13 protein-coding genes and 1 other RNA gene are annotated in these 20,957 nt (G+C 46.5%); 8 read left to right on the forward strand and 6 right to left on the reverse strand.

Annotated elements, in window-relative coordinates; translation table 11 throughout:
• Positions 1-256: 256 nt before the first annotated feature.
• Entirely contained in the window at positions 257-2,653 is a 2,397-nt protein-coding gene (locus tag MHM87_RS18270) for a TonB-dependent receptor (protein WP_239260529.1), read from the forward strand.
• A gap of 68 nt (positions 2,654-2,721) precedes the next feature.
• Here the strand turns inward: MHM87_RS18270 and rnpB are convergent.
• The 4 genes from rnpB to MHM87_RS18290 all read right to left on the reverse strand — a co-directional run bounded on the left by rnpB (position 2,722) and on the right by MHM87_RS18290 (position 7,702).
• Positions 2,722-3,072, reverse strand: an RNA gene (gene rnpB / locus MHM87_RS18275) — RNase P RNA component class A.
• 37 nt (positions 3,073-3,109) lie between these two features.
• Positions 3,110-4,573 (reverse strand): potassium/proton antiporter, encoded by a 1,464-nt coding sequence (locus MHM87_RS18280; protein WP_039230861.1) that lies wholly within the window; start codon positions 4,571-4,573, stop codon positions 3,110-3,112.
• A gap of 161 nt (positions 4,574-4,734) precedes the next feature.
• Positions 4,735-7,302 (reverse strand): protein translocase subunit SecD, encoded by a 2,568-nt coding sequence (gene secD, locus MHM87_RS18285; protein WP_239260531.1) that lies wholly within the window; start codon positions 7,300-7,302, stop codon positions 4,735-4,737.
• Between the two features lie 85 nt (positions 7,303-7,387).
• On the reverse strand, positions 7,388-7,702 hold the full coding sequence (locus tag MHM87_RS18290) for a hypothetical protein (RefSeq protein ID WP_239260533.1): 315 nt from the start codon (positions 7,700-7,702) through the stop codon (positions 7,388-7,390).
• Between the two features lie 288 nt (positions 7,703-7,990).
• Here MHM87_RS18290 and MHM87_RS18295 point away from each other — a divergent pair, with 288 nt between their 5' ends.
• The 5 genes from MHM87_RS18295 to MHM87_RS18315 are packed head-to-tail and all read left to right on the forward strand — an operon-like array spanning position 7,991 to position 17,186.
• Positions 7,991-11,290 (forward strand): transglutaminase family protein, encoded by a 3,300-nt coding sequence (locus MHM87_RS18295; RefSeq protein ID WP_239260535.1) that lies wholly within the window; start codon positions 7,991-7,993, stop codon positions 11,288-11,290.
• Between the two features lie 20 nt (positions 11,291-11,310).
• A complete protein-coding gene (locus MHM87_RS18300; protein ID WP_239260537.1) occupies positions 11,311-13,893 on the forward strand; it encodes a circularly permuted type 2 ATP-grasp protein in 2,583 nt (860 codons plus the stop codon).
• Complete coding sequence (locus MHM87_RS18305) at positions 13,890-14,768, forward strand: transglutaminase family protein (RefSeq protein WP_014948368.1); 879 nt, start codon at positions 13,890-13,892, stop codon at positions 14,766-14,768. Before MHM87_RS18300 ends, MHM87_RS18305 begins: the two co-directional genes overlap by 4 nt.
• A gap of 10 nt (positions 14,769-14,778) precedes the next feature.
• Positions 14,779-16,254 carry a circularly permuted type 2 ATP-grasp protein gene (locus tag MHM87_RS18310; protein ID WP_014948367.1) on the forward strand — a complete coding sequence of 492 codons (1,476 nt, stop codon included), beginning with the start codon at positions 14,779-14,781 and terminating at the stop codon, positions 16,252-16,254.
• 11 nt (positions 16,255-16,265) lie between these two features.
• Complete coding sequence (locus MHM87_RS18315) at positions 16,266-17,186, forward strand: alpha-E domain-containing protein (protein ID WP_014948366.1); 921 nt, start codon at positions 16,266-16,268, stop codon at positions 17,184-17,186.
• Positions 17,187-17,338: 152 nt separating this feature from the next.
• Here the strand turns inward: MHM87_RS18315 and MHM87_RS18320 are convergent, their stop codons facing one another.
• Positions 17,339-17,995 (reverse strand): nitroreductase family protein, encoded by a 657-nt coding sequence (locus MHM87_RS18320; RefSeq protein ID WP_239260539.1) that lies wholly within the window; start codon positions 17,993-17,995, stop codon positions 17,339-17,341.
• A gap of 273 nt (positions 17,996-18,268) precedes the next feature.
• Here MHM87_RS18320 and MHM87_RS18325 point away from each other — a divergent pair, with 273 nt between their 5' ends.
• On the forward strand, positions 18,269-19,216 hold the full coding sequence (locus tag MHM87_RS18325; RefSeq protein ID WP_039224570.1) for a DUF3034 family protein: 948 nt from the start codon (positions 18,269-18,271) through the stop codon (positions 19,214-19,216).
• A 12-nt stretch (positions 19,217-19,228) separates the two neighbouring features.
• Entirely contained in the window at positions 19,229-19,660 is a 432-nt protein-coding gene (locus MHM87_RS18330) for a group 1 truncated hemoglobin (protein WP_014948363.1), read from the forward strand.
• 135 nt (positions 19,661-19,795) lie between these two features.
• Here MHM87_RS18330 and MHM87_RS18335 read toward each other — a convergent pair whose 3' ends face one another.
• Positions 19,796-20,518 carry a YebC/PmpR family DNA-binding transcriptional regulator gene (locus MHM87_RS18335; RefSeq protein WP_014948360.1) on the reverse strand — a complete coding sequence of 241 codons (723 nt, stop codon included), beginning with the start codon at positions 20,516-20,518 and terminating at the stop codon, positions 19,796-19,798.
• Positions 20,519-20,957: the final 439 nt, after the last annotated feature.

Raw genomic sequence — 20,957 nt, forward strand, 5'->3', positions numbered from 1 at the left:
GTCAACACCTCTCTCATAAAGATGATACTTAGATTATTGCTTTTGTAATTAGCCAGATAGACGCTTCTTTTGACCTTTTAGACGCACATTCCCCACACACTTCCAATTAACACAAATTTAACAAGCAAAACGTACCGCATTAGATACAACAAAAAATGAAATATTTGTTTCGCAAGTTATGGAAATAGCCCAACTTTTTTGCCACATTACGCCCTTGCCTGATAACAAAATAGAAACAACCAACCTGGATGGACTTATGTTTAAAATAGAAAAATCGTCGTTTAGACGAAGCACACTTAGCGTTGCGGTAATGGGGCTGCTTAGCTCCGGTGCAATGGCGCAGGACACACAACAAAAGGATGACGATGACTTTGAGCAGATCATAGTAACTGCAACAAAGCGTGCAGAATCCATTGAAGACATTCCTTTTTCAATCAACGCACAAACGCAGCGAGACTTTGAACGCAGCGGTGCAGGAAACTTAGAAGACGTCGCTAGAAACGTGGCGAGCGTCTCAATTCAAAACTTAGGACCAGGCCAAAGCCAAGTATCTATGCGTGGCGTTTCAGCGGGTCAAATTGTACGAGACCAACCAGGCGTTAAGGAGCAGGTCGGCGTATACCTCGATGAAAGCGTGATCTCGCTGTCTTTATTTACTCCAGATCTCGACCTTTTCGACCTTAACCGCATTGAAACCCTGCGCGGTCCGCAAGGTACGCTTTTTGGATCTGGCTCTATCGGCGGAACCCTTCGCTACATCACCAATCAGCCCGAGTTAGATACCTTTGAAGGTAAGTTTGAAGCTAATCTTAATAGTGTGACAGACGGTGGTGTGGGCGGTCACGTTAAGGGCATGGTAAACATACCTATTTCCGACACCATCGCCATGCGCGCGGTGGTATACCGCACTGATTACGCAGGCTTTATAGATGCGTTAGGTGAAAACGGCGCGTTTAGCGAAGACGTTAACGACGGCGATAGAACTGGCGGACGCGTAGCTTTCATTATCGCACCCAACGATAAGCTCACGATTACACCACGACTTATCTTCCAAGAATTGGAAATGAACGGGTTTAATAGACAGGAAGTGTATAATGTGTTTGCTAACCCTTACACAACGACCCGCCCAGCTATTCAATTGGGTGAACGAGAACAGTACCTGCTGCTTGAAGAAGGCTTCTCTGACGATACCTTGATTGCTGACGTAACTGCTGAATATCAAGCCGACGTTGCTGATTTTACCTTTGTTTATAGCTATACCGACCGCGATATTCTTGTAAGTCGTGATGCCAGCGCGCTTTCGGGCTCAGTAAGTATCGACTTAGGTTTTCCTGATGAAGCCGTACTATTACCGTCGAACTTATTAGACAGAACGGAAGTAGAGCAAGATACCTTTGAGCTTCGCGCCGCATCCAATGGCGATGGCGCGCTAGACTGGCTAGTTGGCGCTTTCTACTCTTCTACAGAGCGTGTTTACGACCAATCACTCCCTACCCCTGGGTACGACGCATTTACCGACGCCACCTTAGGTGAAGGCACGTCAGCAGCGGTTGCCAATGGTTTTGAAGCTGATTCTCCCTACAACGCCTATTTACCGTACGACTTGAAGCAGCTTGCTGTGTTTGGTGAAGTGAACTATCAAGTGAACGATGACTTTAAAATGACCGTGGGCTCTCGTTTTTACGATTATGAAGAAGAGCGTCAGTTTATCTCTGGGGGCTTATTTGCCAACGGCGACAACCAGACCGATTCTACAGAATCAGATGGCTTTACTTCTCGCGTTATCGGCCAGTATAGCGTAAACGAAAACGTGAACTTAAATGCTCAGGTGTCTCAAGGATTTAGACTTGGCGGTGTAAATGACCCGCTAAATAGAAGCCTGTGTACCGACCAAGATGAAGCAATCTTTGGTTCGTTCCAAGACTATGACGATGAAAAGCTCACCAACTATGAGATCGGTATGAAATCATCAGGTCGTGGATGGTCAGCTAACATCTCAGCTTTCTATAACGATATTGAAGATCTTCAGGTTACATTGGATGCTGGTTCTTGCTCGTCACGTGTATCATTTAACGTGCCGGACGCCCACACCCAAGGTATTGAATTTGAGCTTACGCGTCAGTTTACTGACCAGCTCTTTTTCTCATTAACGGGTAGCATCATTGAAGCCGAGTTCGATTCAACCGTTGTTGATGGTGATGGTGCGGTACTAGGTGGCGTAGAAGACGGTAACCGCTTAGCTTCAGTACCTGAAGAGAGCTTTGCCATCGCATTTACCTACGATTTAGCGCAGCCTTTATTCTCTTCAAACAGCACCTATTTCCAAGGCTCTTACCAGTACGTGGGAGACCGTATAACCCAGCCTAGTGACCAAGTTGCAGGCGCAGGTATATTCACTTCAGGCCTTGCCTTTGGCGGTGCCACTGGCGCAGAAACAACGGAATTAGACTTGTTGTTAGACGACTACGGCACGCTTAATATGAGCTTCGGTCTTACCTACGATGACTATGAAATATTACTGTATGCAAACAACCTGTTCGACGAAAACGCGCAGCTATCCTTTGATAGAGAACGTGGTGGACGAGCTCGACTTGGATTTACGGTGAACCAGCCACGCACCATTGGTGCGACGTTCCGCTATTTCTTTCAGTAAAGAGTGATAAATGTCTCTGCCTGAGGAAATATCCCTTCAGGTAGAGGCTTCACTTTCTTTTGGGAAAAGAGTGGAGTTGGCCGTAAGCCGGGTTCTGTCGTGGGCAACCATTCCTCTAGATCAGCAATCGCTCACTGATTCAAGCAACCTACCCGATCCCCATGCGGGCCACACGTTGAGGGATCCTATTTGGTCTTGCTCCGGGTGGAGTTTACCTTGCCACACTCTGTTACCAGAGGTGCGGTGCGCTCTTACCGCACCCTTTCACCCTTACCGGCATGTAAACATGCTTAGGCGGTCTTCTCTCTGCTGCACTTGTCGTCGGCTCACGCCGCCCAGACGTTATCTGGCACCCTGCCCTTTGGAGCCCGGACTTTCCTCCCCTTTCTTACGAAAGCGGCGATTGCCTGGCCAACTCCGCGGCGCATTCTACATGAAGTCCCCTACAATAGCACCCTATTCCTGCTCGCTGTAAAAGCAGTGCTCAACGGCGCTTTTATCGAGCAGCTTGGTGATAATGAAAATTTGATCGCCCATTTCTATTTTGGTACTTCCTTTGGGTATAAGGGTTTCTTCACCACGGGCAATCATCGCCACTACCGTATTATCGGGAAGAGCTAATTCGCTAATGGTTTTATGTAGTGCCGGTGATAACTTCGATACCTCTATTTCTATAAGCTCGCGCTTGCTCTTAGCAACTTTTACAATCTCCAGCGTGCTCGATTCCTTTACTTCATCGTCCAATACTAAGCCTAACTTACGCGCCGCATAAGGTAAGGTGGAACCTTGCAACAAGGCAGAAATAAGCACGATAAAGAACACCACATTAAAAATGAGCTCGGCGTATGGCATGCCGAATATTAGCGGAAATATAGCGAGTATAATTGGCACCGAACCACGTAAGCCTACCCATGAGATTAGCATTGATGCTTTGAACGAAAATTTCGAAAGCAACAAAATAGGCATAACCACCAGCGGACGTGCAATAAAAATAAGCACAAACGCAATTAAAAGGCCTTCTTTCCAATTAACAAACAGCTCGGTGGGCGTTACCAACAAACCTAAGATAACGAACATGGCAATTTGCCCAAGCCACGCCAGCCCATCCAGGAACACGAACGTATTACGCTGATAAGCAAAGCGGCTGTTACCCACGATAACACCCGTAATAAAGGTAGCGAGAAAGCCGCTGCCATTTAAGTTCGCAGCAAGGCCAAAAGACAATACACCAAACAACATCACAAATACCGGGTACAAACCGATGGCCATTAAGGTGACGCGTCTGAAAAGCCATACTGCAATACCACCGATGGCAAGGCCCACTATCGCTCCCACTCCCATTTGACTGGCAAACAGCGAAAGTAAGTCAACTGGCTTAGTGGTGCTGTCTTGAATAAGCGTTATAAGGCCAATTGTGAGGAATATGGCCATTGGATCATTCGACGCACTTTCAAGCTCTAGTGTGGATTTTATTTTTGAAGGAATGCGTATACCAGCGTTGCGCAAAACAGAAAACACTGCTGCGGCGTCTGTCGACCCGACAATAGCACCAAGCAATAAGCCCTTATAGAGCGGTAAATCGAGAATAACCATAGCAGCAATACCGGTGACTACTGCCGTACCAATTACGCCAAAGGTGGCGAGTAACGCGGCGGGTTTCCACGCCTGCGCTATGGATTTTTTTGACGTTTGCAGACCGCCATCAAATAGGATGAGAATAAGAGCAAATGTACCAATAGCATGTGCAGCATCAGCATTATCGAAGAAGATTCGGCCTATACCATCTTCTCCAGCCAACATACCTACACCAAGGAATAAAACTAAAACAGGTACGCCAAAGCGCGGGGACAATTTACTCGCCAGCACGCCCAAAATGGCAAGCACTGCACTGAGCAAAATAATGTGATCAACTGCAAACATTATACGTTCCTTATTGCCCTTGATGCTCTCACGCAAGTTATTCATGTATGCGTGAATGCATCAAGGGTTCCTGTTAATACTGCTACCTTACCGCGTTTTTGCATCAATGTATTGAGGTACAAAAGCCCACTGAGCTATTGGGGTTAAGGAACTTGTGCCGCCTAAGGGATGTGCGACAACGACGCCTTAATCTCTTCTGAAGTGGGCTTTAACTGTGCTTTACCTTGTTTCTCTCTTCTGCTGCCCAATAAATATAACAGCGTAGAGGTGATAAACAAGGTTGATGACGTGCCAATCACGACAGCAAAAACCATAGGAACAGCAAAACTTTCTACCGCGTCCCCTCCAAAGATAGCCATTGGAAGCAGCGCTAGCAGCGTGGTAACGGAAGTAAATACCGTGCGGCTTAGCGTACTGTTTACTGCTTCATTAATGGTATCTGCCAATGGCTTGTTTGGGTCTAAACGCAATAACTCACGGATGCGATCAAGCACCACCACTTTATCGTTTATAGAGTAACCAATGAGCGCCAACAGTGCTGCAACAGCCGTTAAGTTAAATTCGATACCCGTAAGCGCGAAAAAGCCTATGGTCTTGGTTAAATCGAGTATCACGGTTAGCAGCGCTGCGCTCGCAAAATGCGCTTCAAAGCGTGCCCACAGATACACCAACATGCCGCCACCTGCGATAAGCAATGCTAGAATGGATAGCTCGGCAAAGCCTCCGCTGACTTTGGGTCCAACCATATCAATTTTATCAAAACTTACCTCACTGTCGGCTTGCGAAATCGCACGCTTTAGTGCGTCAGTCTGCTTTGCGTTGCTATTTTCAAGCTCGCCACTGCTATCTAGAACAGGGGCTCGCAATAAATAGTGATGTTCACTGCCATATTCTTGAATTGCTATCTGATCAAAGCCATTGCTTTCAATCACATTCCTTAACTCATCGGTAGTAAGGGTTGGTGCGGTCAACTCAATCATGGTGCCACCGGTAAAGTCGACGCCATAATGTAAGCCTGGTTTGGCAAACAAGCCAATTGAAAGCACTGTTAGCACTACCGAAACAGCGAGTGCAATTTTACGCTTTGCCAGAAAATTAATACCGCTAAGCTTATCGCTTAACCGCAAAAGCGGTGATGAAAAGCGCAAAGGAACGCGCTGCTGCGCGCGATCTTGCGTATTCTTTTGCTTCGACTTAACCACTCTTAGCATTAACATTTTAGTTAGGGCTACAGCAGTAAATACCGAAGACACCAGACCAAGGGCAATTGTAATTGCAAACCCTTTAATAGGGCCGCTTCCAAACATAAACAACAAACTTACCGCTATTAGTGTGGTGAAGTTTGAATCCACAATAGTCGCGAACGCTTTATCAAAACCCACCTCTATTGCACTGGCTGCCGGACGACCTTTTTTACTTTCTTCACGAATACGTTCATTAATCAAAATGTTCGCATCGACCGCCATGCCCATGGTTAGGATCAAACCTGCAATGCCCGGTAACGTCAGTGTTGCGCCAAACAGGGTTAATGCGCCAAACACCAACGCCATATTGATACAAAGAGCAAAACTTGCGATAGCGCCCCACCTGCCGTAAATCGCTACCATAAATGCCAATACCAGTAACGCGCCTGCCACGCCGCTTTCCACTCCGGTTTGAATTGCATCGCTGCCTAAATCTGGCCCCACCGTGCGTTCTTCTATAATGGTAAGTGGCACAGGTAACGCACCAGTGCGAAGCATTAATGCGGTGTTGCCCGCCTCGGGCAATGTAAAGTTACCGGTTATTTCGCCACGACCACCTGGGATCACGCTATTAATAACGGGGGCTGTAACCACTTTGTCGTCAAGGACGATAGCAAGCACACGGCCGATGTTGTCACGTGTCATAGTGGCAAACTGCTTGGCACCTGCACTGTCTAATCGGAACGTCACTACTGGCTGGCCATTTTCACTACTTAAGACACCTGCCGCATCAGTAATATGTTCACCTTCTAGCGCCACTTTTTGCTCTAAGCGATAGGTATTACCCGCCGCATCTTGCTTATTCATAACCTGCTCAGACTGGCTATTCGCGGCCCAGTGAAAAGTCATTTGTGCGGTAGTGCCCAATAATTTTTTAACTTGAGTGGGGTCAGACATACCCGGCATCTGAACTAAAATGGCGTCTTTACCTTGTAGCGTAACGCTAGGCTCAGTAAGCCCCGTTTCGTTCAAACGCTTTCGAACTACTTCAACACTTCGGCTTAACGTGTCTTTAACCAGTTGTTCGGTGTATAGCTCGTTAAGCGTAAGGGTAACGGTGCTTTGCTTTATCTCTACATCAAGTGCACTTGAACCATTTGGCTGAGCGGAAATTTGATATGCGGTGTCTTTTACCTTTCTCGCATCATCTGCACTACGCAATGTAAAGACGACACTTCCAGAACGACTATCTTTATGAGTGAGTGAATGAGACGTTTTTGTATAGCGCACGTTTTGACTGCGCAATTCGCTAAGTAAGTCGCTCGAAAAGCTGTTGAGTTGCTTTTCAAACAAGGCGTTGGTGTCTGCGGCTAATAGCAGATGCGAACCACCTTGCAAATCTAAGCCTAAAGATAGTGTGGAAGTGGTGTACCACGTAGGTAACTGCTGTTTAATTGATTGTGGCAATATGTTGGGCGCAGCGCTCAGTAAACCGAGCATAACGATGAGCACATACACAAAGCCTCGAAATGAAAATCGTGCCATTTTAAAATCCTGAATAATTTAATTTTTTGAAGCACCTTAATTTGCAGCTAAGCGAACGTGCTAGCGCATTAAGGCAAAAAGAGAATTAGCTCAGGGATAAAGGTGGGCCGCGAGAAGGTTGGCGGTAGTATTGGCGAGCACGGGGTACAACATTTGCCATACCCAAACACAGCACAATAGCCAGAGCAATAAACCCCAAGGTCAATTCAACAATTGCCTCAGGTCCATCGCCTTGATCGTCACTGTTTTCTAGCTTAGTGCCGGTAAACCGTAACGAATAGCTCTTGCCCGCATAGTTAAATTGGGCAAGTGGTGACTGCTGACTTACTTCAACTTCATTATTAATTTGACCACTTTGGAAGCTTGCACTAAGGATGAGACACGAGAGTACCCATGCCATGAAAAGCGGCATGTAGGACGAAAACCCGTGGCGAAAGTTTAGTGCTCTCAAAGTAGTGAATTGTCTATATGTGAAGGAAAAGTCGCGCTTAAAACACGCGCTGTTTTATAGCGCATATATTGGGGTGAGTATACATTATTCAATATCGTGAGTAACGAGATTACCGTTGAAGCACATAATTTTTGGGTTTTACATTTCTGCCCATCGCTTCTTCTTGTAAGTTTACTCACTTGGATATAAGGTGATTTTTTGTGCTGTTTGTATATCAATTGGCAATGGAGCCATAGCATGACAATCACTGTAGGGATCACACATCATACTGAATACCACTACGATAGAAGTATCAGTATGTCACCGCACACTTTCCGCCTTCGCCCTGCTCCGCATAGTCGAACACCAATAAAAAGTTACTCTCTGAAAGTTTATCCTGAGAATCATTTTATCAATTGGCAGCAAGACCCGTTTGGTAACTACCTTGCACGCGTAGTATTTCCTGAGAAGACTAAAAAGTTCTGGTTCACCGTAGACCTTGTTGCCGAACTGACGGTTATTAACCCCTTTGACTTCTTTTTAGAGTCTTACGCTGAAACCTTTCCGTTTTCGTACGAAAAACGGCTGGCGAGAGACTTAACACCCTACCTTGAGACAGAAGATGCATCGTCTTTGTTTCAGCAATTAATTGACAATCAGCAGCCTAAAGAGCCTGTTGCTACCGTAGATTTCTTAGTGGGTGTAAACCGCGCGGTATACGACCTAATTGAATACGGTGTGCGCATGGAGCCCGGAGTCCAGAGTATCGACGAAACTCTGCAGAAAAAAGGCGGCTCGTGTCGTGACTCGACTTGGCTATTGGTTCAGCTATTTCGGCATTTAGGGCTAGCATCGCGCTTTGTTTCCGGCTATCTGGTTCAATTGGCAAGTGATGAAAAGTCTCTTGATGGGCCAAGTGGCCCGGAAAAAGACTTTACCGACCTGCACGCATGGTGTGAGGTATACGTTCCCGGTGCGGGATGGATTGGCCTCGACCCTACGTCTGGACTTTTCGCGGGTGAAGGGCACATTCCATTGGCCTGTACCCCTGAACCACTGTCGGCCGCGCCAGTCACCGGTGCCATCGATCAGTGTGAATCGTCGTTTAGCTTCTACAACAACGTACAACGTTTGCACGAACCGCCCCGTGTAACCAAGCCTTACAGCGATGCCCAGTGGGCCGCTATCGATAGGCTTGGAGGTCAAATAGACAAGGACTTAGTTAATGCAGGGATAACCCTCACCATGGGCGGCGAACCCACGTTTATTTCCATTGATGATATGGAAAGCGAACAGTGGAATACCGCCGCCGACGGCAAGGAGAAACGCATTTTAGCGCACACGCTTTTCATGAAAATGGTGGAAAGCTTTAGTAATAGTGGCTTTCGCCATTATGGACAGGGTAAGTGGTATCCCGGAGAGCCATTACCTCGCTGGCAATATGCCTGTTACTGGCGTAAAGACGGAGCGCCTATCTGGCATAATCAAGCGCTACTTGCTGACAACAACGCCACCTATTCTTTCTCGCAAAGCGAAGCGCAAACATTTGCTACTCAACTAGCCACGGCGTTGGGTTTAAGTGAAAAGGTTGTCGTCACCGCTTATGAAGACGTGCTGTATCATTTATGGCAAGAGGGTAACCTGCCGCAAGACCCGTCACCCGACGCCCCAGAACTGCTTCACGCAATGACCCGCAAAGGCTTTTTAGCCAAGTTGGAACAGGGTTTAGATACACCCGTGGGCTTTATTATTCCCCTCGCCTACGACACGGTTTTTGACGGATGGCAAAGTAGCGTATGGTCATTTAAACGAGGGCACTGCTTCTTATTACCGGGCGACTCTCCATTAGGTTATCGCCTGCCGTTGAGCAGCTTAGGCAGTCCAGATGCGCTAGCAGAACGGGATCCTGCTGACATGACCGGCACGCTCTCATCCCCAACGTCTCACAAAGGGTATATTAGTGAAAAGTCTGTATTAACCGCCCTTTGTTTAGAAGTGCGCGACGGAAAGTTATGCGTATTTATGCCGCCTGTAAGCCACTTTGAACATTATGCGCTGCTGCTGAACGCTATTGAGTCCATCGCTGATAAACTTGATATTCCCGTGATATTAGAAGGCTATACTCCGCCCTACGACAGTCGCGTTGAAAAGTTTGCGGTTACCCCCGACCCAGGTGTTATCGAGGTTAACGTTCACCCTGCATCCGATTGGCATACTCTGGTAAAAAACACCCATGCCCTTTATGCCATGGCAAAGTCATGTCGACTCGGTACAGAAAAATTCATGCTTGATGGACGGCACGCCGGCACTGGAGGTGGAAATCACGTGACAATGGGTGGGCCGACACCGTTAGAGAGCCCGTTTTTAAAGCGTCCAGACATTCTGCGAAGCTTTATTACCTATTGGCAGCATCACCCTGGGCTTTCCTATTTGTTTTCGAGCCTGTTCATTGGCCCGACTAGCCAAGCGCCTCGGGTCGATGAAGCTCGGGATGAAAGGCTGTACGAACTAGAAATTGCATTCTCTCAAATTCCCGATGGCGAAGTTCCCTCACCTTGGTTAGTTGACCGCCTCCTTCGGCACTTGCTGACTGACCTGACAGGGAATACCCATCGTGCAGAGTTTTGTATCGATAAACTATTCAACCCCGACTCGCCCACGGGGCGATTGGGCATTGTAGAGTTTCGCGGTTTTGAAATGCCTCCTCACGCCAGAATGAGTTTGATGCAAATGCTTCTTCTGCGCACGCTGCTAGCGTGGTTTTGGAAACAACCATACAAGAAGAAGCTGGTGCGATGGGGCACTGAGCTTCACGACCGCTTTATGCTGCCCCATTACGTTCGGCAAGACATCGCTGAGGTATGTAGCGACCTAAACGCAGCGGGCTTTCCCATTAAGCTTGAATGGTTCGATCCGTTTTTTGAGTTTCGATTCCCTCGCTGCGGTAGCCGTGAAGTCGGTCAAATTAAGCTAGACCTCTTTAGCGCTATAGAGCCATGGCATGTATTGGGTGAAGAAGCGACAGGCAGCGGAACTGCGCGTTATGTTGACAGCTCCCTTGAACGCGTCCAGCTCACTGTTTCAAACATGCATACAGACCGTTACATAGTGTCGTGTAACGGCCGCAGATTACCGTTAAAACCCACCAATATTCGCGGAGAACATGTAGCCGGAATTCGCTTTAGAGCGTGGCACCCTGCATCAGCGCTTCACCCGACCATTGGCGTACATGCGCCGTTGGTCTTTGATGTTTACGACAGCTGGGCGGGTCGCTCATTAGGCGGATTTACCTATCATGTTAGTCACCCAGGCGGGCGCAATTTCTCTACTATGCCTGTGAACGCTTTTGAGGCAGAAGGAAGGCGTATTGCCAGATTCTGGGATCACGGTCATACCCCGTCGGTGGCATCGCCTTCCATGCCTGAGTGGTCGCCTCACTTTGCTACACAGTATGTGGTTGACCATGAAGGTCACAGTGATTTTGATTTACCTTTAGAGGAAGCCGAGAATGAAGAATATCCAAATACGCTGGATTTGCGCCGGCCTCCTACACTATAGTTTAAGTGACAATCGATTTTATGAGTGAAGATTTCACCATGCCAGAATGGCTTAGCAGCTATATCAATTCGAGCACTGCTGCGGATGAGAGCAAACGTCTGCTCAATACGTTATTTTCTCGTTTGTCAGGCCTTAACAGTGACGAGCTGTCCTTTAGAGCAAATGAAATTCGCCGACTAATGCGAAACAGTGGTTTTGCGGATATCGATGAACGCCAGAATTGGCAGCTAGATCCCTTGCCTATGCTCATTTCAAGCCAAGACTGGGAAATGCTCAGCCGCGGCATTGAACAGCGAGTCTTACTGCTCAATAAAGTGCTATTAGACCTTAACTCAGACCGGCAAACGCTAACCAACGGCGTTTTCTCTACAGACCACTTGATGCGTCATCCTTACTATCTTGCCGAGAGCCACACGCTTTCCTCGTTAAACAACGGTGTATTTCTAAGCGCGTTTGACATAGCCCAAGATGTAAACGGCGAGTATTTCATGCTGAACGATCACTGCCAGTTCCCTCGCGGTCTTGGACTGCTGCTGGAAAACAGGATTGTGGCAAGAAGGGTAATGAGTGAGGAGTTTGCTGAATGTGGTGTGCAGCGAATAGCAGGCTTTTTTGAGCAACTTCAACATGCTATTGACCAAGAAACCGCTGCGATTAATGACCCGCGCATTGTTATTTTGTGCAGAGGTCCAGACGATCAGTATTATTCTGAGCAAGCCTATCTTGCCACTTACATGGGGTACACCCTGGTAAGAAGCGCTGATTTAACGGTGAGGAAAGGACAAGTCTGGCTTAAAGCTTTAGACGGATTACGAAAAGTTGATGTCATTTTGCGCTGGATTGAGGACAGATTCTTAGATTCACTGGAACAAGTTGACTACTCAGCGTTCGGAATCCCGGGTCTAATTCACGCAGTCCGAACTCAGAACGTGGTATTGCTCAACCCCTTGGGCAATGGCGCTATTCAAATTCCTGCCATCAAAAACAATTTGCATAGGGCCGCTGAGTTTTTTGATGGTGAATCTTTACTGCTTCGCCAACAAGAAACCTTTCCCGCAGAAAACCTTACGCAAAGTGATTGGTCGGGATATGAGTTATTAAGCTATGTTGACCCTGAATTAAAATACGACGGTGAAAAAGACGCTGACGCTATTGCAAATACACTACAAACGGTAGCGTTAACCGACCTATTCTGGCGAAAAAAGGTGAATCTTTCGCATACGCCATTTTGGCACGATAAAGGGCTGGTAAGTAAGCCAGTCATTATGCGTTGCTATGCGTTGTACTCACAAGGGCAGGTTTTTATTCTCCCCTCAGCCATGTGTTTTACGCCCAAGGCAGCGCGCACCGATGGCAAAACAGAAATAAAGGACACGTGGGTAGAAACCATAGGTCCGCCACAAGAGCGTGCGCCTTCTATTCCCAAATCACTGCAATCAGATGCAGACTTAGCGCTAGTCGAGGGGCTACTGCCTAGCAGAACGGCGGAAAACCTATTTTGGTTGGGCTGTGCGGTAGAGCGAAGTGAAAACGTGATTCGGTTGGTCAGGGTATTTATAGACAAATTCACTGAGCTTGCCATTTATCCCGATGAGGCGCACAGAAATGCCCTGCTACGATTTAAATCTGGGTTAGAACAGCAGGCATTAATTTACCCTTACCTTACACCAGACGCAGCGAAAATAACCGTGAACGAAGGAGGATTCAAAGAATTAGTGATATCGCTAATTAACGATAATTCCTTCGCCGGCGGCCTTTACAGTAGCATTAATATGGTGGTGCAAAGCGCGCTGCAAGTGAGAGAACTACTTTCTTATGACAGCTTGCGCATTATCGAAAGCCTAGAAGAGGAACATCACGAATTTAGTACCATTACCGAGCAGACGCCGACGCACAGATTACAAAGTACGCTGGATAAATTAATTGGGCTTACCATGGCGTTTAACGGCTCTATTCAAGACAGCCTATCTAAAAGTAACGGCGCCTTTATGATAGAAATTGGACGACGGTTAGAGCGCAGTAAACAGCTTGTGTCTATGGTGCAAAATCTGCTGCAATTCCCCCTGCCCGAGGCTGAGCAACAAAACGTGCTGGAAATCGTGTTGGTGGCGCAAGTGAGCGCTATTACCCACAGACGCCGATACCGAGCGTTTCAAAGTATTGAAACGGGATTAGAGCTATTGCTTTTAGATGCCGAGTACCCACGCTCATTAGCCCATCAAATCCAAAAAATTACCGAGCTTTGCGAAAGCTTGCCGGTAAGCGCCAAGCCCGGCTTTTTAAGTACCACAGAGAAAATTCTGTTGCAGTTAAAAGCAAGCTTCGCGCTGGCTGACAGACAGACCTTAAATATCAACACTAATCAAGCACCTTCGGGCTTGGTGTCTTTACTAAAAAGCGTGACATCACAACTGCAGAAATTTAGCGAAATGATGCAAACTCAATACTTCAGCCACACTAAGCCTGCGTCACAACTGCACTGGTCTGGCATTGGCACCGCGTCTGTACAGATCGTCGAAAAACCAATAGATGAGGAAGCGACAGTTCCATTAGTCAGTGCACCTGATGCCAGTAGTCCGAATGAAAGTGAGGTGAAAAAATGAAGTACACCATTCGTCACGTCACTACCTACAAGTATTCCGACAAGGTGAGCCTGACACAAAACCATGCCCGCCTAATACCGCTAAACACCTTTAATCAAAAGAGAATTAGCGCCAGTGTCACCATTGTGCCTGAACCTGACTATCAGGCAGAGTTTAAAGACTACTTCGACAACACGGTAACGGTGTTTGAAATACCCACTTTGCATGAAGAAATGCAGGTCATCGCAACCAGTGAAGTTGAAATTCAAGGAGCACCATTACAAGGTCTGTTTGCGCACAATACGCAATGGGAAAGCGTGAGAGATCAAATCCGCTACCCAGTAGATCAGAGCATGTTGGCAGCGCAGTTTTTCAGTATTCCTACTCGCTTAACACAGGCCAATAAAGCGATATTAGACTATACCTTGATGTCGTTTACGCCTGGCCGCTCTATCGTGGAGTCGTGCGACGACTTAATGAACCGCATTTTTAACGATTTTACCTTTGACCCATCCTTTTCGACGATTAACACCCCAGTAAGCCACGTGTTTGAGCACAAGCGGGGCGTATGTCAGGACTATGCCCACCTAACGCTTACTTGCTTACGCAGTATTGGTTTGGCGGCGCGCTATGTAAGTGGATATATCGAAACGATTCCACCACCGGGTCAGGAAAAGCTTACTGGTGCAGACGCCACCCACGCTTGGGTTGCGCTTTTTGTACCGGGCTCTGGTTGGATTGATTACGACCCGACCAACAATTTGAAACCCTACGACCAGCACGTTACGTTAGCTGTCGGACGAGATTTTGCAGATATCACACCGCTTAAGGGCATTATGTTTGGTGGTGGAAATCAGGTTTTAGACGTTTCAGTGGATATGAATCGCGGACAATAAGGAGCGTAGTTTGAGTAGTCAAAAACAAAGTCAGACGTTATCGAAAGCTGTGAGTCTGGAACACTGCAATTTTTCCGAGTTTTACGATGAACTGATAGATAAAAATGGAAAACCCCGCCCTCACGGTGCGCCGTTAATGGATTATTTGTCGCAATTAAGTGAAGAAGAACTCAAAAACGCGCAAGACGCCGCCGAGTTGGTGGTGAAAGAAATGGGTATTACCTTCACGGTTTATGGTGAAGGAAGTTCAATTGACCGAGCGTGGCCCATCGATATCATTCCTCGTATTATCCCAAATAAAGAATGGCAACGCGTAGAAGAAGGACTTAAACAGCGCGTAAAAGCCCTTAATATGTTCATCGACGATCTGTATCACGATCAGAAGATTATTAAAGATGGCGTTTTTCCTAAAGCGCTTCTCGATAAGTCCGTGAACTTTAGAAAGCAGTGCGTAGGTGTTTCTCCCCCAAACGGTATCTGGGCACATATCTGCGGCTCTGATTTAGTGCGAGATAGCGACGGCACGATTTACGTACTGGAAGACAACCTGCGCGTACCTTCTGGCGTATCTTACATGTTAGAAAACCGCTCGGTGCTGAAGCGTGTCTTTCCAGACATGTTCGAGAAAATGGATATTCTTCCCGTAAACGACTATCCCTCACAGCTGTTCGACATGTTGTCGAGTCTATCACCGCGTCCTCAGGATAAGCCTGAAGTTGTGGTACTTACACCCGGTATCTACAACTCTGCCTACTTTGAACACTGCTATCTTGCTCAGGAAATGGGGTGTGAGCTAGTAGAAGGTCGAGATCTAACCGTAGAAAAAGACGACTGCGTATATATGAAGACGATTAAAGGCCTACGCAGAGTGGACGTTATCTACCGCCGTATTGACGATATGTTTTTAGACCCAGAAGCGTTTAACCCTGATTCGATGCTGGGCGTTCCCGGGCTAATGCGAGCGTGGAGTAAAGGCAAGGTAACGCTGATCAACGCGCCGGGGGCTGGCGTGGCAGACGATAAAGTGGTGTACACCTATGTACCTGACATGATTCGCTATTATTTGGATGAAGAGATTAAGCTGCCTAACGTAGAAACCTACCGTTGTTACGAGCCAGAAGACTTCAAATACGTTGAAGCCAATATCGACAAACTTGTAATAAAGCCTGCCAATGAATCGGGAGGCTACGGCTTGCTGATTGGACCGAAATCAACCAAAAAGCAGCAGCAAGAAACCCTTGCTCAAATAAAGGCTGACCCCAGAAACTGGATAGCACAGCCTACATTGAATTTGTCTACCGTCCCTACTATTGACGGTTCTACAATTGAAGGGCGACATGTGGATCTTCGCCCTTTCATCCTTTCGTCAGGTACTCACACCTATGTTACAACGGGAGGCCTCACTAGGGTTGCCCTTGTTAAAGGTTCCCTCGTGGTCAATTCATCACAAGGCGGTGGTAGTAAAGATACTTGGATTGTGGATTAGGAGGGACTGACATGTTATCACGAGTTGCTGAAACGCTTTATTGGACGGCGCGCTACGTTGAAAGGGCTGAAAATCTCGCCCGCTTGATCAATGTTAACAACCTCCTGCTGATGGACTTACCCAAAGGGTTTTCGCCAGGCTGGGAGCCATTGCTAGACATAACAGGAAATCGCGAGCCATTTGAAGCCATTTATAATGAATACAGCGAGAAGAATGTCGTTAAGTTCCTGACGGTAGACACACGCAATCCGTCTTCCATATTGAATTCCCTTCAATACGCAAGAGATAATGCGCGCACAATCAGAGACGTTATTCCAAGAGAAGTGTGGGAAACGCTGAACGCACTTCACTTATCGGTAAAAGAGAACAGTACAAGCTTTCTAAGTAAACGCGGGCGCTTTGCAAGTTTAAAACAGGTAATCAATCAGTGTTTACTAATGTTTGGAACCATGGATGCCAGCATGAGCCACGACGAAGGCTATTTCTTCTGGCGCTTTGGTGCGGCATTGGAACGGGCTGATATGACATCAAGGATAATTGACGTTCGCTCATCGACCCTTACCGAAGACATGAGTGACCTGCCATTCGAAAACATCTTATGGATGAGTGTACTTAGAAGCCTGAGCGGCTACCAAATGTATCGCCAGAAAATGGGCGTTCGCATACGTCCGGGCGATGTGTTGTTATTTATGCTACATAGCAAGGAGTTTCCGCGAAGTGTGTTGTTCTGCTTGAACAAACTAAAGAGTTTGTTCCTCAACTTGCCCGACAATGAAGCGATGATAGAGCGAATTGACCACAGTATTAGTGATTTAGAAAAGCAGCCTGTTGCGACACTTCGAGGACGAGCGCTGCACAACTATATCGACGAGCTTCAAATTGATTTTGCCGACATTCATCAACAACTCGCAGAGCAATACTTCTTACATTAGTGCGCGTTTTTCCGCGTCTGTCGGTGCGCAAAGTAAAAGAAGTTATAAGTGAACACAGGAAATGGAAGCCAGAACACAAAAGTAAGAAAGCAAAACAAAGCCCGCACTAAGCGGGCTTTGTTATATTCATAGCAAGCTTGTGTTGTCAGGTATTACACAACCGCGATCACATCTTCTTTTGCAAGGCGCGCTTTCGGTAAACCATGGTTCCAATCTTGTTCTGTATCTGGGTAGCCCATGGCAAGTGCCACTTCGCAAACGTGGCCCTCTAGCTCATCTTTAAACTGTTCGCCAAGCAATTCGGCGTCAACACCTTCCATCGGCGTAGACGCTATGCCTAAACGCGCCAGCGTGTGAAGAACATTGCCTAATGCTAGATAAACTTGCGCTTTGGTCCAAGCCGCGTTGTTACCGTTTTCATCGGTGTTCGCTTCCGCAAATGCGTAAGCGCCCATGAAGTTTTCACGCATATCTTCGGGTAGATGACCAGACGCTACTTCTGCATCGACACGCTTTACAAATTTCTCTTTTGTAAATGTAGGATCATAGGCAAACAGAATGGTATGCGATGCTTCTTTTGCGTGATGCTGATTGAACTGATGCTTGTTGGCAAAGCTATCGTGTAAACGCTGCTTGGCTTCATCACTTTCAACAACCATAAATTTCCATGGCTGAGAGTTGATTGAAGACGCAGATAGTCTCAACGCCTCAAGAATTGTCGCCAGATCATCAGCTGAAATGCGTTTACTCGCATCGTACTGTTTAACCGTGTAACGCTTATTTAAATCTTCAATAATTGGATGAGACACAACTAACTCCTCAATACGTCTGCTATTTGTTGTTCACGCATGAATGCTGCGAACAGAAAATTAAAGTACTCAATGAATATGGCGTGTATGGTATAGATTCAGCTTTTCAATGATAAGCCCCATAAAAAACGAATCAGTTTCAAATATTTTTTGATAATAAAAATTCGATAATAGTTAATACCGCCAGCAGCGTGCATTTCACAATTCATGGGTTAAGCGCTATGCTGATAAATAGAATTACAAAAAACCATTTAAAAACATTAGGTTTACCTTATGATTAGGCATTTGCTCCTCCCTCTTTTTCTCGCATCTTCTCCCGTACTCGCAGACAGTGGATCTCGCTTAATTGCATCTGGTGGTATTACAGGTTTCGAGGGCACTGCGGGTGGCGGCATTACGCCTTGGGCATTTATTGGCGGATACGCGAGTAAAGAAGAGGTCAGTTATTCGGCAAATATTCAGTACTTAAGCCTAAGCGATTATTCCCTTACAACAGCAGGGGCAAGTGTTAGTTTGTTTGACCGTATAGAGCTTAGCGTGCAGCGACAGCGCCTCGATATTGCTTCAGGGTTAACAAGCAACGTTTTCGCGTTACTCACAGAAGGTGCTATTACAAACGCCAACAGCACCACCATTGAGCAAGATATAATCGGTGCAAAAGTTAAGGTTCTTGGCGATGGCGTCTTTACTCAAAACTCATGGATACCCCAAGTATCCATCGGCGCACAATACAAGAAAAACAGAGACTACGACAGCTCTCTTTCGCTACCCGACGGTACGACCCCCTTGCCCGGCGTAGGCGTACCAATGCTGCTAGGTGCGAAAGACGACAGTGGTACCGACGTTTACCTTTCAGCCACGAAACTGTGGTTAGGCACTCCATCAGGTTATAATTTACTCACCAATCTTACCGCGCGATATACAAAGGCGAATGTGTTTGGCTTACTTGGGTTTGGTTCTGAAAACAACGATAGCGCTAAGCTCGAATGGGAGGGCTCTTTAGCGGTATTAATTAGCCCTACCACAGCAATTGGCACAGAGTTTAGAACGCAAACCAATCGATTAGGAGGCTTAGCTGAAGAAGACACCGTTGTTGATGCATTTATTGCCTACTTCCCAAATAAATCTATTTCGATTACCGCTGCCTATGTGGATTTGGGTAATTTACCTTTGCAAGAAAGTTCTTCAGGATTTTATCTAACGGTAAACAGCACTTTTTGATAGGGGAACGAAATGATCAGACACTGCTTCCGGTTGATGGTAATTGCTGCGTTAAGCGTATTGATAACCGCATGCGCCAGCGCTCCTGAACAAAGCCTTTATGAAGAAATTGGAGGCCATAAAACGCTCAATACCATATACGGCGTAGCGATTACGCGAATTTACACTGACCCCGTAATTGGTCATTACTTCAAAGGTGTTCCCAAAAAACATTTAAGAGATCAACTTGTATTGCAAACATGCGAGCTTATTGGTGGGCCTTGCGAATATGATGGAAAAACAATGTTGGAGTCTCACACGGGCCTCAATATTAAGGAGCGTGAATTTTACATATTGGTGGAGTATGTCCAAGGCGCGATGCGCGATGTGGGGCTAACCTATCAACAAGAAAATCGTATTCTCAAGCTGCTAGCGCCAATCAAGTACGAAACGGTATACCTGTAGGGAAGCGTGTATTTATCTGTCCTGTACACGTTGAATAAAGCAGGTACGTTAACGTTCTAGTTCTTTTTATAGATACAACAATAAAAAACCCTCGTCTTAGCGAGGGTTTTTATATCAATCTAAATTAGCTGAAGCTTAGTTAGGCGTAATCGCGTTGTGGTAAACGTCTTGCACGTCATCACAGTCGTTAAGCATGTCCATGAATTTTTCAAACATCGGCATGTCTTCTTCGCTTATCTCAGTTTCGGTCTGAGGCATCCAGCTCATTTCTTCTGCAATAAAGCTAATGTCTGGGTAGGCTTCCGTTAGCGCTGTTTTTACTTGATAGAATTCAGTGTGTGGCGCGTAAACTGTAACTTTACCGTCTTCAACTTCAACATCAGTTACGTCTACGTCGGCTTCCATTAGCACTTCTAGGATAGCGTCTTCGTCATCACCTTCAAACTGGAATACCGCTTGGTGGTCGAACATATGCGATACCGCACCCTGTGCACCAAGTTTCGCGTTGGTTTTAGTAAAGCAGTTACGTACTTCAGTGATGGTGCGGTTTGCATTGTCAGACAAACAGTCAACAATGACCATGCAGTTACCTGGGCCAAAACCTTCATAACGCATAGGCTGGAAATCTTCGCCAGCGCCACCAGCGGCTTTATCAATCGCTTTTTCAATAACGTGGCTTGGTACTTGGTCTTTCTTCGCCTTTTCCATTAGGCGGCGAAGTGAAAGGTTGGTGTCTGGATCGGCACCACCATTTTTCGCACATACGTAAATTTCTTTACCGTATTTAGAATAAACTTTAGTTTTTTGGCCGGCAGTTTTTGCCATGGCGTTTTTACGAACTTCGAATGCTCTTCCCATCTTAAAATTCTCTTTCTCGCAATTTGAAATGCTGCGTTGGGTTTTATCGGGCTACCTGTTGCCTGACCGTTCATCAGGCGCATCGCTCTGCCTTACTTGGTAGCATTGCCGAACTCGACGTTTCAATAAATGGTCGAACGCGACGGTGCTAAAAATTGCCAAGCGAAACACTGCCCAAAATAACGGTAGGCTAAGCGACACAAAAAATTTGGGCGAAATTCTACCTTAATTTTCGTGTAATACCAATGTGAACGCCCCTAGAAAGGGGGTAGGTTGGTAGCTTTCACATTTTTAATGAGGTCAAAATGTACTCTGACCCTGAGGTATCCCCACAAATAAAATAACGATATCAGTGAGATAAAAAAAGATAGGAACATTCATGACGTTTGGTGATCAGATCAATCGCCAAACTTCACTGAGGCCAAACAGCCATGAATGC

This window comes from Alteromonas sp. Cnat3-28 (genome assembly GCF_022348265.1).
GTDB lineage: Bacteria > Pseudomonadota > Gammaproteobacteria > Enterobacterales > Alteromonadaceae > Alteromonas > Alteromonas macleodii.